11 protein-coding genes are annotated in these 14,617 nt (G+C 55.2%); 10 read left to right on the forward strand and 1 reads right to left on the reverse strand.

Features of this window, described 5'->3' with window-relative positions; genetic code table 11:
* The first annotated feature begins 43 nt into the window (after positions 1–43).
* The 4 genes from AC6I8V_RS20150 (at position 44) to AC6I8V_RS20165 (ending at position 5,112) form a co-directional block, all read left to right on the forward strand.
* Positions 44–973: a RepB family plasmid replication initiator protein gene (locus AC6I8V_RS20150; RefSeq protein ID WP_208726072.1), complete on the forward strand. Its 930-nt coding sequence runs from the start codon at positions 44–46 to the stop codon at positions 971–973.
* 602 nt (positions 974–1,575) lie between these two features.
* Complete coding sequence (locus AC6I8V_RS20155) at positions 1,576–2,052, forward strand: hypothetical protein (protein WP_497846237.1); 477 nt, start codon at positions 1,576–1,578, stop codon at positions 2,050–2,052.
* A gap of 881 nt (positions 2,053–2,933) precedes the next feature.
* Complete coding sequence (locus tag AC6I8V_RS20160) at positions 2,934–4,133, forward strand: AAA family ATPase (protein ID WP_497846238.1); 1,200 nt, start codon at positions 2,934–2,936, stop codon at positions 4,131–4,133.
* 7 nt (positions 4,134–4,140) lie between these two features.
* A complete protein-coding gene (locus AC6I8V_RS20165; RefSeq protein WP_497846240.1) occupies positions 4,141–5,112 on the forward strand; it encodes a ParB family protein in 972 nt (323 codons plus the stop codon).
* Positions 5,113–5,570: 458 nt separating this feature from the next.
* On the opposite strand, the gene AC6I8V_RS20170 is transcribed toward AC6I8V_RS20165, so the two are convergent.
* Complete coding sequence (locus tag AC6I8V_RS20170; RefSeq protein WP_497846241.1) at positions 5,571–7,505, reverse strand: aliphatic sulfonate ABC transporter substrate-binding protein; 1,935 nt, start codon at positions 7,503–7,505, stop codon at positions 5,571–5,573.
* Between the two features lie 274 nt (positions 7,506–7,779).
* Between AC6I8V_RS20170 and ssuD the strand changes: the two genes are divergently transcribed.
* From ssuD to AC6I8V_RS20200, 6 genes are all read left to right on the forward strand, one after another.
* A complete protein-coding gene (gene ssuD, locus AC6I8V_RS20175) occupies positions 7,780–8,952 on the forward strand; it encodes an FMNH2-dependent alkanesulfonate monooxygenase (RefSeq protein WP_497846242.1) in 1,173 nt (390 codons plus the stop codon).
* 41 nt (positions 8,953–8,993) lie between these two features.
* Positions 8,994–10,400: an FAD/NAD(P)-binding protein gene (locus AC6I8V_RS20180; protein WP_497846243.1), complete on the forward strand. Its 1,407-nt coding sequence runs from the start codon at positions 8,994–8,996 to the stop codon at positions 10,398–10,400.
* A 75-nt stretch (positions 10,401–10,475) separates the two neighbouring features.
* The gene (locus tag AC6I8V_RS20185) at positions 10,476–11,867 is read left to right on the forward strand and encodes an LLM class flavin-dependent oxidoreductase (protein ID WP_497846244.1); all 1,392 of its coding nucleotides are present in this window, start codon (positions 10,476–10,478) and stop codon (positions 11,865–11,867) included.
* Entirely contained in the window at positions 11,864–12,883 is a 1,020-nt protein-coding gene (locus AC6I8V_RS20190; RefSeq protein WP_497846245.1) for a methionine ABC transporter ATP-binding protein, read from the forward strand. Before AC6I8V_RS20185 ends, AC6I8V_RS20190 begins: the two co-directional genes overlap by 4 nt.
* Positions 12,880–13,578, forward strand: coding sequence for a methionine ABC transporter permease (locus tag AC6I8V_RS20195; protein WP_497846246.1), 699 nt, complete (start codon positions 12,880–12,882; stop codon positions 13,576–13,578). Before AC6I8V_RS20190 ends, AC6I8V_RS20195 begins: the two co-directional genes overlap by 4 nt.
* Complete coding sequence (locus AC6I8V_RS20200; protein ID WP_497846247.1) at positions 13,575–14,450, forward strand: MetQ/NlpA family ABC transporter substrate-binding protein; 876 nt, start codon at positions 13,575–13,577, stop codon at positions 14,448–14,450. The genes AC6I8V_RS20195 and AC6I8V_RS20200 overlap by 4 nt, the downstream gene beginning before the upstream one ends.
* The last annotated feature ends 167 nt before the right edge of the window (positions 14,451–14,617 follow it).

The following is a 14,617-nucleotide window of genomic DNA, read 5'->3' on the forward strand; positions in this document are numbered from 1 at the left end:
CAGAAACCGATCCTTTTCATCCACAGAATGAAGACCTCAGGCTATGGCAGATAAAGAGAGTGAAAACAAGGCGTTACTTGAACCTTTTCTGTCGGTGACAAAAAACAGCGGTGAAGTTATTCAGCTCCACCCGAATAAAAATAACACCGTACAACCGGTCGCTCTGATGCGCCTGGGACTGTTTGTTCCGACACTGAAGTCAACTGCACGCGGTAAATCAGGCGCGATGGCCTCAACGGATGCGACCAAAGAGCTGAAAAACCTCTCTCTGGTGAAAGCTGAGGGTTACGAAAAGATTACCATCACCGGCGCAAGGCTGGATATGGATAACGATTTCAAAACCTGGGCCGGGATCATTCAGTCATTCTCGCGTTATCCGTCCAAAGGCGACACCGTGACGTTGCCTTTTATCGATTTCGTCAAAATGTGTGGCATTCCCTCGGCAAACTCGTCTGCGGCGTTACGTAAGCGTTTAGACGCCTCCTTACGCCGTATCGCGACCAATACGCTCTCCTTCGAAGGTAACGGTAAAGCCTACCATACTCACCTGGTGCAATCGGCTTACTACGATCGTGAGAAGGATGTGGTGCGTATTCAGGCGGATCCTAAGTTGTTCGAGCTGTACAACTTCGATCACAAGGTGCTGTTGCAGCTGCGAGCTATCTCACGGCTTAAGCGTAAGGAGTCTGCTCAGGCGCTCTACACGTATCTGGAGAGCCTGCCGACCAACCCTGCCCCAATTTCGCTGGCGCGTCTGCGTATGCGTCTTAATCTCGGCTCCAAAACCACCACGCAGAACCATGTGGTCCGTCGTGCGATGGAGCAGCTGAAAGAGATCGGTTACCTCGACTACTCAGAAGTGAAACGCGGTCGCTCGGTGTTCTTTATCATCCACAGCCGTACGCCGAAACTGGATGGAATCAGCAATCTCGAGAGTATCGATTCGCTTGAAGATCTGGACTTCGAAGACTGATTTTTGTCGTTCACTGTAGTCAGTAATTCCTGCGTTGCAGTGTCACTTTTGCCGATAAAAGTGACACGCCCCCTTCTTAATACGTTCACTGTAATCAGCTTCTCATCCTCCTGTTCACTGCAATCAGTAATGTTCACTGTAATCAGTGATTCTATCTCTTCAGGCGTTATGGTCTCAGATACGCCTGAAGAGGGTTGTCGATTTCACTGGCTTATATTGATAGTGAGTGCTTACATATTTGAGGTGTACGCCATGATCCTACCTATTACAGGCCGATTTACTGATTACAGTGAATGTGTTCAAAATGTGAGTACCTACTGACTACAGTGAATGCTTATCGCAATGCAGGTTTGCTGATTGCAGTGAATGATTTTACTTATCTATATGATTTTAAATGAATTGATTCTTATTGTGGCTAAACGTTCACTGTAATCAGCACCAGCGCCCTTTCGGCATAGTAAAAAGTGACAGGGTTGGTCACGTTTGCTGATTACAGTGAATTTCTCCCCCGAATACTGATTACAGTGAATGCTAAAAACAGGGCGGCGTTTGACGCTTCAGAGCTTTCAAACACAACGTCACGCTGTCACCGATTACAGTGAATGTTATCTGCAATCCCCGGCTGCGGGCTGATTGAAATGATGCCGGGCAAAAGGATCCCAGGGGAGATTACTGATTACAGTGAACGCTATGCTGCCCCACTCCTTCACGGCGGTTTACTGAATACAGTGAATGTTCGTTCCTGGCGGCGACCCGTTCTCATCTCCTTCCGCATTTCTGCGCTACTGATTACAGTGAATGCTTTACGTAATCCGTACCTGTTTCGTCTGCTGATTACAGTGAATGTTTGCGCTGCCCTTCTCCTGGTGTCACTGAATACAGTGAACGCTAAGACATATCTTGTACCTCGTTTGGATACAGATCACAGTGAATCTTCGACTCGCGGTGGCTGCGATGCTGCCTTCACTCCCTTTGCTGTTGCGATGTTTGTCCTGCTGATTACAGTGAATGTTGTCGCACTGCCCTACTCTTTTACGCCTGAAATTTTGCCACCAGCCAGGCTGCCGGCATCCGAATAAGGGTTCTGCTTCTGATTACAGTGAACGTTTGTCATCGTGAGAGAGATCACGCTTCTGATTACAGTGAATGTCGATGATTTTATGAACCGTGTTGCTGATTACAGTGAATGTCTGACCATAAAACGGGATTTGACTTACTGATTACAGTGAACGTTGCGGGTTTCACCAGGTTACGGCTGCTGATTACAGTGAACGTTTTACTCGACGTGAATGAAGGGTCATATCTTTTACTGATTACAGTGAATGCTTTTGCAGATATCTCGAACCGGCATTATGGGGTGCTTCCATTTCCAGCCTCTACCTCATACTGGTTACAGTGAACATTCGCCGCTGCACTGCTGATTACAGTGAATGTTATGCTGACTACAGTGAATCTTCTTCACTGGCGCTTGCAATGGCGACTGATTACAGTGAATCTTTCCCTGCTTCCCTGCTTCCCTGCTTCCCTGCTTCCCTGCTTCCCTGCTTCCCTGCTTCCCTGCTTCCCTGCTTCCCTGCTTCCCTGCTTCCCTGCTTCCCTGCTTCCCTGCTTCCCTGCTTCCCTGCTTCCCTGCTTCCCTGCTTCCCTGCTTCCCTGCTTCCCTGCTTCCCTGCTTCTGCCATATCGGTGCCGTTTATCCTGCCAGACGCCTGGAACCCGCGTTGCTTTTACTGATTACAGTGAATCTTCGCAGGTGCGATCAAAAAATGAGCTGTGCATCATTTGCGTAATTCGTGCACAGGGTTAATCCGGCATCACTGATTACAGTGAATGTTCGTAAGATCGCCCTTTTACTCAAGGCATTTCAGTCATAACAATTCTTTCTGAACAGAAGAGATAGATTTGCCTGATGTGCAGGATTTCGGTATAAAGTCATAAATCCTACATATGTGGAGCAACTATGGCTAACGATGAAAAGCAGGTGATGAAGGTCGCTCAGCGTTCTGAAAGAATGTTGATGAGCCTGACTGAACAGATTCAGGCACAAAAAGAAGAGTTGCAGGAAAACACTTTTTATCAGGTTTATGCGAAAGCAGCCCTGGCAAAACTACCAAAACTGACGCGTGCCAGCGTTGATTACGCCGTCAACGAAATGGAAGAGAACGGCTATCCGTTTGATAAGCGCGCGGCTGGCAGCTCCACCAAATATGCGATGTCGATTCAGAACATCATCGACATCTACCACCATCGCGGTGTCCCTAAGTATCGCGACCGCCATGGCGATGCTTTCACGCTGTTTGTCGGCAACCTGAAAGGTGGTGTATCGAAGACGGTATCCACCGTTTCGCTGGCACACGCCTTACGTGCTCATCCGCACCTGCTATATGAAGATTTACGCATCCTGGTTATCGATCTTGACCCGCAATCGTCGGCCACAATGTTCCTGAATCACGAACGTTCTGTTGGATTGGTCGAAGCGACGGCAGCGCAGGCGATGTTGCAGAATGTCAGCCGTGAAGAGTTGCTAAACGAGTTTATCGTTCCTTCGATTATTCCGGGTGTTGATGTGTTACCAGCATCCATTGACGATGCTTTTATTGCTTCACGCTGGGACGAACTTTGCGCGGAGCATCTGCCACAGCACAACGTACATGCCGTACTGTATGAAAACGTCATTGCCAAACTGAAAAAAGATTATGACTTTATCTTTATCGACAGCGGTCCTCACCTCGACGCTTTCCTGAAAAATGCCATTGCCGCGTCTGATTTGCTGATGACGCCAGTCCCTCCGGCTCAGGTCGACTTTCACTCAACGCTGAAGTACCTGACGCGTTTACCCGAGCTGATTGGCATCATTGAAGAGTCTGGTGCCAGCTGTCGTTTGCAGGGCAACATTGGCTTTATGTCTAAGCTCTCTAACAAGGCGGACCATAAACTGTGTCACAGCCTCGCTAAAGAGATTTTTGGCGGCGACATGCTGGATGCAGCCTTACCGCGACTTGACGGTTTTGAGCGCTGCGGAGAGTCGTTTGACACCGTTATTTCGGCCAACCCTTCTACCTATGTAGGTAGTTCGGAAGCCCTGAAGAATGCGCGCTCGGCGGCGGAAGATTTCGCCAAAGCCGTGTTTGACCGTATTGAATTTATTCGCCTGAACTGAGGTTACTATGAGCGCAAAACGCATCACGATTGGCAGAACGTTCAGCCAGACACCGCTGCAAACAGAAGAAACATCAGAAGGCCATACCCAAACCTTTATCCTGTCCACAGGTAAACGTGCCCAGTTCTCGCTGGAACGCATCGCTGCGAAAGAGATCGAAGAACAAACCTTTGTCGTGATGGAAACCAATGGTCGCGATCAATCTGGCCTGACGCCAGAGTCGCTGCGCGACATCATCCGCACCATTAAATTGCAGCAGTTCTTTCCGGCAATTGGCGTAAAACGTGACGATCGTATCGAGATACTCGATGGCTCACGTCGTCGTGCCGCCGCACTGCATTGTAAGACCGGGCTGGACGTGCTGGTAACTGACGTTGCTATCACCGCTGAAGAGGCGCGTCGCCTGGCGCAGGATATTCAGACTGCACGCGAACACAATCTGCGAGAAGTCGGTATGCGTCTGCTGGCGCTGAAAGAGAGCGGTTTGTCGCAGAAGGAAATCGCGCAGAGCGAAGGGCTTTCACAGGCGAAAGTCACCCGCGCGTTGCAGGCAGCCAGCGTTCCGGCAGATTTGATCACCCTGTTCCCCAATCATTCTGAGCTGACATATCCCGATTATAAGTCTCTGTTGCAGGCGTATGAGAAGTTGCAGGAAACGGGGCAGACAGTTGAAGCCTTGATCGATGCCATCGGAATGGATGTTGATACCGTCTGCGCCCGTGACAATCTGGCCGAAGATGAAGTGAAGAACGGCATTCTGCGCCTGGTCCGCAACGGCAGCCAGACGCTGGTGCAGTCACCGGCGAAGGATAAAGTGGTTGCTACGCCACTCTGGACCTTTGCTGACAAAGACCGCTTTGCACGTAAGAAGACCCGTGGACGCATGTTCAGCTATGAATTCAATCGCCAGTCGAAAGAGCTTCAGGAGGAGCTGGACAGGGTGATTAACGAGACGCTGAACAAATATCTCAATCAGTAGAAATGCCGCCTTCGGGCGGTTTTTTTTGCGCCAGATTTCCCTTCGCCACGCTGATTTCAGCGCTAACTGCATGAAATATCGATAATGAGCCAGAGAATTTCAGGCTGAAATCGCCAGGGTTTCATGCCAGCATCCATGCTATCGGCTGATATCAGCAACCACAGAGTGTTGGCATTGTGACCAGCTGTGTGCGAAATCGACAATCGTCTCTTTCAGAAACCTCAACGTCAGCAAGTCGCTGAAATTCTCAAGGCTCGCCGCGTCCGTTTCATCGATATCTCAATGAATAAAAAGGATTTTTAGAAAAGATTTCAGGGTGAAATCGCCACAGAAAAGCGTCTTTTCAGCCGGTGGCGAGTTAGCTCCTGAGGATTTAGACAGATGATATTCAATGATTTATCCACAGAAAAGGTGGATAACTTTCCCAGCCCTGCGACTTCTCAACAGGGCTAAACCCATCAGGCCAGTAACCGTAACCCGGAGGAAAACTGCCAGACCGCCTCTCTCACCCGAACCGGCTTATTGATCAAGCCCAGTGCATAGAAACGGTCGGCGATGGCCTGTTGTTCCCTGATCACCTCAAACGCTATCGCCCGTGTCTGATGACTGCGGCGCGACAACGCGCGCTCCACTGAGAAGGTTTCCAGCCCGAGTTCCTGGGCCAGCAGCATGGCAGCCTCGTGCCGGTGACCATCAATAAATTGTCCGGTTTGCTGTAGCGCCTCCACCAGCTGATGCACGATGTCGTCATGCTGTTGCACGTAATCCCGGCGGGCCAGATAGAATTGATGATTGCGCACCCGCCCTTCACCGTTCGCGATAATACGCAGCGCTGGATTACTTTCCGCTTCGCTGAGCAACGGGTCCCACATCATCCAGGCATCAACGGAAAGATAATCGCTAACGGTTAATGGATATTTAGGCGGGGCATAAACCACTTTGACTTCGTCCAGACCAATACCCGCCTCATCAAGCAACTGCAACAGCAGCCAGTGAACGTTAGAGCCTTTGTTGACGGAAATGCGCTTGCCGCGCAGATCGGCGAGCGTGTTGATATCACTTTCGAGTGGTACAACGATACCCACGCTGCTCGGCGCTGGGGGTTCCCAGGCGATATAAGTCACCGCATTGCCAGTGGCCTGGGCGAATATCGGTGGCACTTCACCGGTGGTGCCAAAATCCACCTCGTTATTTTGCAGGGCATACAGCAGCTGCGGGCCAGCGGGAAACTCGCTCCACAGTACGTTAACGCCCTGCTTTGCAAAGCACTGCTCCAGGCTCTGCCGCGCTTTTAACACCCCAAGATTGCCAAACTTCTGGTAACCGATGCGTAATTCGCGTTCGTGCTGATTCGTTACTAAACCCGGAGCGGCAGACAAGGATGCTGACTTACGACGCCCCTTGATCATCCCTTTATTCGCCAGATGGGTGCGCAAGGTGTGGCGGCTGATACCTAACAATGTCGCCGCCTGGGTTTGATTGTTATCGGAGATATCCAGCGCGTTGTTTATCAGGCTATGGATTACGCGGTCGAACAGCTGCTGAGGTTCATTCAGCAAACGCTGGCGCAGAAAACTATCCAGCGTTGAATCCTGCGCATCAGCAAAGTGATGTTCACTGTAGCTGGCAAGACGCAATTGTGCGGGCGTCAGGGTTTCATCACGGCTGAGCAAGACCGCGTTATGCAGCGTGTTTTCCAGCTCGCGGATATTGCCCGGCCAGCCATATTCCCGTAATGCTTCCAGTGCATCGGGCGACAATCGTTTTGCCGGACGACCAAGGCGTCGTGAATACAGGGCGAGAAAGTGCTGAGCCAGCACAGGAATATCTTCCCGACGCTGTCGCAATGGCGGCAGGGGCACCACCGCAATGTTGAGACGATAGAACAGATCTTCGCGAAAGCGGCGTTCGCGAATCGCCTGCGCAAGGTCAACGTGGGTTGCGGCTATCACACGAACATCAACCTTGATCGGTTTGCGTGATCCGACACGGGTGATCTCGCGCTCCTGCAACACGCGCAATAACTTTACCTGCAAGGGCAGACTCAGCTCACCGATCTCATCCAGCAGCAGGGTGCCGCCCTGAGCCGCTTCAAACCAGCCGGGATGAGCCTGGGTTGCGCCGGTAAACGCGCCTTTCTCGTGACCAAAGAGTTCAGCTTCCGCCAGGCTCTCGGTTAATGCACCGCAGTTCACCGCCAGAAAAGGCCCATGACGACGCGCGCTGTGATGATGCAGATAACGCGCAACCACCTCCTTGCCGGTACCGGTCTCGCCGACAATCAGCACCGTGGCGTCGGTCGGCGCGAACTTATCCAGCAAAGATTGAAAGGCGCGTGACGCGGGATCGACCAGACGCGGTGAATCAGTGAAGTCAGCATAGGTTGTCAGCATGGCGGGCTATCCTTGTAGAAGCATCACGCTACGCTAACCAGGCACGTTCACTGTGAACAGCAGGAAAAAAGCATAAGGAGTTGCATATGCAGCAAATGCTGTCGTTGCATAGTCGCGATTGCAACTAAGCCAGACAATCTGGCAATGCTTAACCCACTGAAAATTCGTTGTTTATCTTAAATACCGACCTGGCACGGAATTCGCTATGGCCTATATAACTAAATAAATGAACCTAAATGATCAATTTTTAATAAAGTTATATAGGAAATGCATAATGGCCGATTCCGCGAATGAGAACATCAATGTCTTCTGGTTCCTCCCGACACACGGCGATGGACGCTACCTCGGCACCACTGAGGGCGGCCGACCGGTTGATTTAGGCTACCTGCAACAGGTTGCGCTGGCGGCGGATAACCTCGGCTTTTACGGCGTGCTCATCCCCACCGGCAAAAGCTGTGAAGATTCCTGGCTGGTTGCCTCGGCGCTGGCGCCACTGACGCGTCGCCTGCGTTTCCTGGTAGCCGTGCGACCCGGCCTACAGCCGCCGACGTTGGCCGCGCGCATGGCCAGCACGCTGGATCGCCTGTCTGATGGTCGTCTGCTGATCAACGTCGTCACCGGTGGCGACCCGGTCGAAAACAAAGGCGATGGCATTTTCCTCACTCATAGTGAACGTTATGAAGTGACGAAAGAGTTTCTGGATGTCTACAGCCGCTTACTGCGCGGGGAAAAGGTTGACTATAAAGGGGAGCATATTCACGTCGAAGGCGCTGAAGTGTTGTTCCCGCCGGTGCAGGAAAATGGCCCGCCGCTCTACTTTGGTGGCTCCTCGGAAGCGGCAATTGATGTTGCGGCTGAACAGATCGATACCTATCTCACCTGGGGCGAACCGCCTGCGCAGGTGGCGGAAAAGCTGGCCGTGGTGCGCGCACGAGCTGAGGAGCGCGGTCGCAAGCTGGAATATGGCATCCGTCTGCATGTCATCGTGCGTGAGACCGAAGAAGAAGCGAAAGCCGCGGCGGACAAGCTGATTGCCCATCTGGATGAAGACACCATCGCTCAGGCGCAGAAAATCTTTGCGCGTATGGATTCTGCGGGACAGGCGCGCATGAGCGCGTTGCACCAGGGTTCACGCGATAATCTCTACATCTCCCCGAACCTGTGGGCTGGCGTGGGGCTGGTGCGCGGTGGGGCAGGGACGGCGCTGGTCGGCAGCCCGGAGCAGGTGGCGGCCCGTATCCGCGAATATCAGGCGCTGGGTGTGACCAACTTCATCCTTTCCGGCTATCCGCACCTGGAAGAGGCACACCGTGTAGCCGAGTTGCTGTTACCCTTGTTGCCACTGGCACATGGTCAGCAGCAGCGCGCACGTAGCGTTAACACCGGCCCCTTCGGCGAAACCATCGGTGGCGACAAACGCCCGTCAAAACAGGCGAGCGCCAGCTAATGACGCAATGGAAGGCTGAGACAGGCAGCGAGGATAAGGCGATGCAAACAGCACAGGTGATCATTGTGGGTGGCGGCTTTAGCGGCACAGCGCTGGCGATTCACCTTGCCCGCGGTTCAACCGCGCCTTTGCAGGTGACGGTGGTTGAACCCAGGGCGCAGCTCGGTGCGGGCGTCGCCTACTCAACGGCGGAACCTGCTCATCGCATCAACGTGCCCGCTTCCCGTATGCAGCTAAGCGGTGACGAGGCGGGTGCCTTCGATCGCTGGTATCGTCAACAGCCGGAATGTTCACTGGATTCAGTAGCGCACTGCGCCGATGGATCGGTTTATCCGCAGCGCGCGATGTTTGGTCGCTATGTGGCGGAGCAATTTGCTGCAACCGCGCACCGCTATCCGCAGGTCACGTTGCGCCATATTCAGGCCAGCGCGGTCGCCTGGGAGGGGCAGCAGTTGCTGCTCAGCAATGGTGAAACCCTGCACGGGGATGTGCTGGCGCTGGCTATCAGCCATCCACCGCCGTCGCTGCCGCGGGCGTTGCTGCCTTTTGCCGCGCATCCGGCATTGATAGCCAATCCCTGGCAACCAGGCGTGCTTGACGCGATCGCGAGCGACGCGTCAGTGGCGATCATCGGCACCGGCCTGAGCATGGCCGATGTGGTGGCGTCGCTGGGAACGCGGCAACACCGCGGCCCACTGCTGGCCTTCTCGCGCCGTGGGCAGCTTTCACGCGCCAATCTGAGTGGTGACTGGCCGGAGTGGACGCTGGCGGCGCAGGAACAGCCCAGCACCCGCCAGTGGCTGCATCACATCCGTGCTGAGGTGGCGCGTGCCGCCACGCAGCAGCTGCCGTGGCAGCGCGTGCTGGATGAAGTGCGCGTACAGGGGCAAACCATCTGGCAAGCGCTGCCGTTGCCTGAACAGCAGCGTTTTGTCCGTCATCTGCGTTCGTGGTGGGATGTGCATCGTTATCGCATTGCGCCGCAGGTGGCTGCGGAGATCGCTGAGCGCCAGCACACGGGTAGCCTGCGGGTCGTGGCCGCACGCCTGAACGCTATCGCGGCCAGCGGCGATCGGCTACGTATTCAGCTGCAAACGCGCAGCGGGGTGATGGAAAATCATTTACCCGATCATCTGATCGTCACCACCGGCCCCGGCCATGAGGCGTTAACCGCCAGTCAGCCGCTGCTGCGCTCGCTCAGCCAGCAAGGCATGATCCGCGCCGATGCGCTGGGATTTGGCTTCGATGTCGATCGCCAGTCACATGCGCTCACCCAGTCTGGCGAAGCCAACGCGCAGATCTTCGTGGCCGGACCGGCGGCGAGGGCCAGATTTGGCGAACTGATGGGGCTGCCGCAGGTCGCCGATCACGCTGCCGCTGTCGCGCACCACATTCTTACATCGCTACATATCGCTCACGCGGAGCGATGTCCCCCTTCAGCACCTTAATCTCTCAACATTACTGAAAATTAACTGACGAACGCCGGGTCGCAGCGCGATCACGGCCTCGCTATGGAGATTGCTATGTCATCGCAACGTGAAATTCGGCTGAATGCCTTTGATATGAACTGTGTCGGACATCAGTCGCCAGGCCTGTGGGCGCACCCGCGCGACCGTTCCTGGCAGTACAAAGATCTGGAATATTGGGTCGATTTGGCGCGCCTGCTGGAACGCGGCAAATTTGATGGGTTGTTTATCGCCGACGTGCTCGGTATCTACGATGTGCTAAACGGCAATGGCGATGCCGCCATTCGCCAGGCGACACAGGTTCCCGTGAACGATCCGCTGGCGTTAATCACGCCAATGGCGCTGGTGACGGAACATCTGGGATTCGGCCTGACGGCGTCGCTGTCGTTTGAACACCCGTATCCGTTTGCCCGTCGCCTCTCGACGCTCGACCACCTGACCAAAGGGCGCATCGGCTGGAACATTGTGACCTCGTATCTGGAGAGCGGTGCGCGCAATATCGGTCACCAGGCGCAAACCGATCACGACAGCCGCTACGACTATGCCGACGAGTATTTGCAGGTGGTGTACAAACTGCTGGAAGGCAGCTGGGAAGCCGATGCGGTCCTGCGCGATCGCGAACGTCGTATCTTCAGCGACCCACGCAAAATCCATCCGATCAATCATCAGGGCACCTTCTTCAACGTGCCGGGGATTCACCTGTGCGAACCCTCGCCGCAACGCACGCCGGTGCTGTATCAGGCTGGCGCATCCAGCCGTGGCAAGCAGTTCGCGGCGGAACATGCCGAGTGCGTGTTTGTCGCCGCGCCGTCCAAAGTGCTGCTGAAGAAAACCGTGGCGGATATTCGTCGCCGTGCGGCGGAAGCCGGGCGCGATCCGCGCAGCATTCTGATCTTCAATCTGCAAACGGTGATTGTTGGCGAAACCGACAAAGCCGCCCAGGCGAAATGGCAGGAGTACAAAAGCTGGGTGAGCTATGAAGGCGCGCTGGCGCTGGTATCGGGCTGGACCGGCATCGATTTCGGTCAGTACCAACCGGACCAGGTGCTGAAGTATCTGCATACCAACGCCATCCAGTCGGCGGTCGAGACCTTTTCTACCGCCGATCCCGATCGCCAGTGGACGGTGGCTGCGCTGGCGGAATGGGTTGGCATTGGCGGCTTTGGTCCGTTGCTGGTCGGCAGTGCGGCAACCGTGGCGGATGAGTTGCAAAGTTGGGTGGAGGAAACCGACGTTGACGGCTTCAACCTCGCTTACGCACTGACTCATGAAACCTTCGAGGACGTGGTGGAATTGCTGATCCCCGAGCTGCAAAAACGGGGCGTGTATAAAAAGGACTACGCCAGCGGCACGCTGCGCGAAAAATTGTTCGCTGCCGGACCCCAGTTGCAGGCACCCCATCCTGGCGCGGGTTATCGCGTGCAGCCAGTGGCGCAGGAGGCCATATGATCGAAATCGAAGCGCTCAGTAAACACTATCGTGCGCCTGATGGTCGCGTGACGGAGGTGCTGAAGTCGATCAACCTTGAGGTTCAGCCCGGCAACATCACGGCGGTGGTGGGGCCAAGCGGGGCAGGTAAATCCACGCTGGCGAAATGTATCAGCCTGCTGGAGCAGCCGAGTGCGGGCAGCATCTGGGTTAACGGGCATGATCTTTCGCGGCTGAGCGGGGAGGAGCTGCGCCGCGAACGGCGTGCCATCGGCACCGTGTTTCAGTCTTCGGCGCTGTTGCAGCGTAAAACCGCATGGGAAAACATCGCGCTGCCGCTGCGTTATCTCGGCGTCGTGGAACGTGATATCGCGGCGCGGGTCGGCGAGCTGCTGGAAAACGTTGGGCTGAGTCATAAAGCGAAGGCCTGGCCTGCACAGCTTTCCGGTGGGCAACGTCAGCGCATTGGCATCGCCCGTGCGCTGGCGCTGCGTCCATCGGTGTTGCTGGCCGATGAAGCGACCTCAGGCCTCGACCCGGAAGCCACCGTCACCATTCTCGACCTGCTGAGAAAGCTGCGTGACGAATACCGGCTGGCGATTGTGCTGATCACCCATGAGATGGATGCGGTGCGCCGTGCGGCTGATGCAGTGGCGGAGATCCGTGACGGCCAGATCGTGCATTACGGCGTGGTGAAAGATCTGCTGGCGCAGCCCTATTCACGTCTGGCGCAGCAACTGCTGCCGCTGGCACCGCAGCCTGCGGCATCGGAACTGGTGCTTCAGCTTAGCTACCGCACCGACGTGCCGGTCGCCAGCGACTGGATTTCCCGCCTCAGCCAGCAGTTTGCCCTGCGTATCGATCTGCTCGGTGCCCATGTTGAGCAGGTTAACGGCCGGCAACTCGGGCGGTTGCAGGTGGGCATTCACTTTCAGCGTGAGCGTGTTGCGCTGCCGCATCTGTTGACTCAGCTGACGCAACTGGGTTTGGTGGCCAGCGTGGCGGATGGCGTGACGGTGCTGAAGGAGGCGGTATGAGCGTCTCCGTAATGAGCCAGGACACGCCCTGGAATGAGATCCCAGCGCTGATGCTACCCGCTATCGGGGAAACCGCGCTGATGGTCGGCATCGTAATGCTATTCGTGGTGACCTGCGGCGGCGTGGTAGGCGTGGTGCTGTTTAACACCTCCGCGCGCGGGTTGTTCCCGCATCGGGGGATAAATCGGGTGCTGAGCTGGTTCGTCAATATGGGGCGTTCGCTGCCGTTTCTGGTGCTGATGGCCGCCATCATCCCGTTTACCTTCTGGCTCACCGGCACCACCATCGGCATTCCGGCCGCGGTGGTGCCGATGATTGCCGCCGGTATCCCGTTCTTTGGGCGCCTGGTGGATAACGCGCTGCGCGAGCTGCCGGGCGAAGTCACGGCGGTGGGACTGGTGTGTGGCGGCTCACGCTGGCAAATCATCCGCCAGGCCCAGCTGAGCGAAGCCTTACCTGCCATTATCGCGGCAATCACCCTTAACCTGATTTCCATGATCGAATACTCGGCGATTGCCGGCACCATCGGGGCAGGGGGCATTGGCTACCTGGCTGTGGTGTACGGCTACCAGCGTTTCGACAACCACATCATGATCGCCACCATCGTGGTGCTGATCGCGCTTATTCAGACCATTCAGTTTCTTGGTGACCGTCTGGTCACCGCATTACGTCATCCTCAGGGGACATCGCTATGACAACACAGGAATTTGAATTACGTAAAACCCGCCGCTGGCCGTGGCTGCTACTGATTATAGTGGTCGTTATTGCCGCCGGGGCTGCCTGGCTGTGGCGCAGCCAGCAACCGCAGGCGGTGGTATTCGGCACCACACTGAAAATTCACTTTGAACCCGCGATGGCCGGAGAGCAGAAGCTGATTGAGTATGTCGGCGACCATATCGCGCCGGATTACGGCCTGAAGCTGGAGGCGGTAGGTGTGCAGGACCCGGTTCAGGCGGACCGTGCGGTGGCTGAGGGGCAATATGCCGCCACCGTTTATCAGCACCAGTGGTGGCTGAAACAGGTGGTGGATGCCAACAATTTTGCTCTCACGCCAGCGTTACCGTTGTTCCAGTGGGCGTTTGGTATCTATTCAGATCGCTATAAATCTATCGATGCGCTGCCGCAGGGAGCAACCATTGTGGTGCCGGATGATGGCGCGAATCAGGGCCAGGCGCTATGGCTGCTGGCACGCCAGGGATTGATCACGCTCGACCCCAACGTAGAGCCGCGTACGGCGAAACTGAAAAACATCACCGGCAACCCGCATGGCTTTGTTTTTAAAGAGCTGGATTTGCTGACCATGCCACGCGCGCTGAACTCGGTCGATGCCGCAATTGGCTATGTATCGCAGTTTGATGCCGGTAAGGTGCCGCGTGATAAAGGCATTCTGTTCCCGCCTGCGCCACGGACCTTTGCCTCACAGCTGGTGATCGGCACGCCTTATCTGTCGCAGGAAAATATCGAAAAACTGAAAAAAGCGTTTTCCGATCCGCGCTTACAACAGTGGCTGAAAACTACCGACGATCCGCTGGTAAAAGGGGTGCTGGTTCCGGTTTCTGCTGACTAATCCGCCTCCTGTTGACCGTATCCCCCAGGCGCGCACGGCGTGCCTGGGTTTTTGTGTTTCCTGTGATTATGTTATTGATTTAAAACAAATAAATATCACTATTTGTTGTTTTGGTCCCCGGTCATTAGCGCTTATAACAACCTCACCTGCATAACTAAAAAATCGTG

Source organism: Pantoea sp. X-Soil-TKNS-1207 (genome assembly GCF_059730485.1).

Excerpts from the sequence above, each read along its gene's own strand:
- AC6I8V_RS20150 (WP_208726072.1), top strand. The coding sequence starts at position 44 with ATGGCAGATAAAGAGAGTGAAAACAAGGCGTTACTTGAACCTTTTCTG.
- AC6I8V_RS20155 (WP_497846237.1), top strand. The coding sequence starts at position 1,576 with ATGTTATCTGCAATCCCCGGCTGCGGGCTGATTGAAATGATGCCGGGC.
- AC6I8V_RS20160 (WP_497846238.1), top strand. The coding sequence starts at position 2,934 with ATGGCTAACGATGAAAAGCAGGTGATGAAGGTCGCTCAGCGTTCTGAA.
- AC6I8V_RS20165 (WP_497846240.1), top strand. The coding sequence starts at position 4,141 with ATGAGCGCAAAACGCATCACGATTGGCAGAACGTTCAGCCAGACACCG.
- AC6I8V_RS20170 (WP_497846241.1), bottom strand. The coding sequence starts at position 7,505 with ATGCTGACAACCTATGCTGACTTCACTGATTCACCGCGTCTGGTCGAT.
- ssuD (WP_497846242.1), top strand. The coding sequence starts at position 7,780 with ATGGCCGATTCCGCGAATGAGAACATCAATGTCTTCTGGTTCCTCCCG.
- AC6I8V_RS20180 (WP_497846243.1), top strand. The coding sequence starts at position 8,994 with ATGCAAACAGCACAGGTGATCATTGTGGGTGGCGGCTTTAGCGGCACA.
- AC6I8V_RS20185 (WP_497846244.1), top strand. The coding sequence starts at position 10,476 with ATGTCATCGCAACGTGAAATTCGGCTGAATGCCTTTGATATGAACTGT.
- AC6I8V_RS20190 (WP_497846245.1), top strand. The coding sequence starts at position 11,864 with ATGATCGAAATCGAAGCGCTCAGTAAACACTATCGTGCGCCTGATGGT.
- AC6I8V_RS20195 (WP_497846246.1), top strand. The coding sequence starts at position 12,880 with ATGAGCGTCTCCGTAATGAGCCAGGACACGCCCTGGAATGAGATCCCA.
- AC6I8V_RS20200 (WP_497846247.1), top strand. The coding sequence starts at position 13,575 with ATGACAACACAGGAATTTGAATTACGTAAAACCCGCCGCTGGCCGTGG.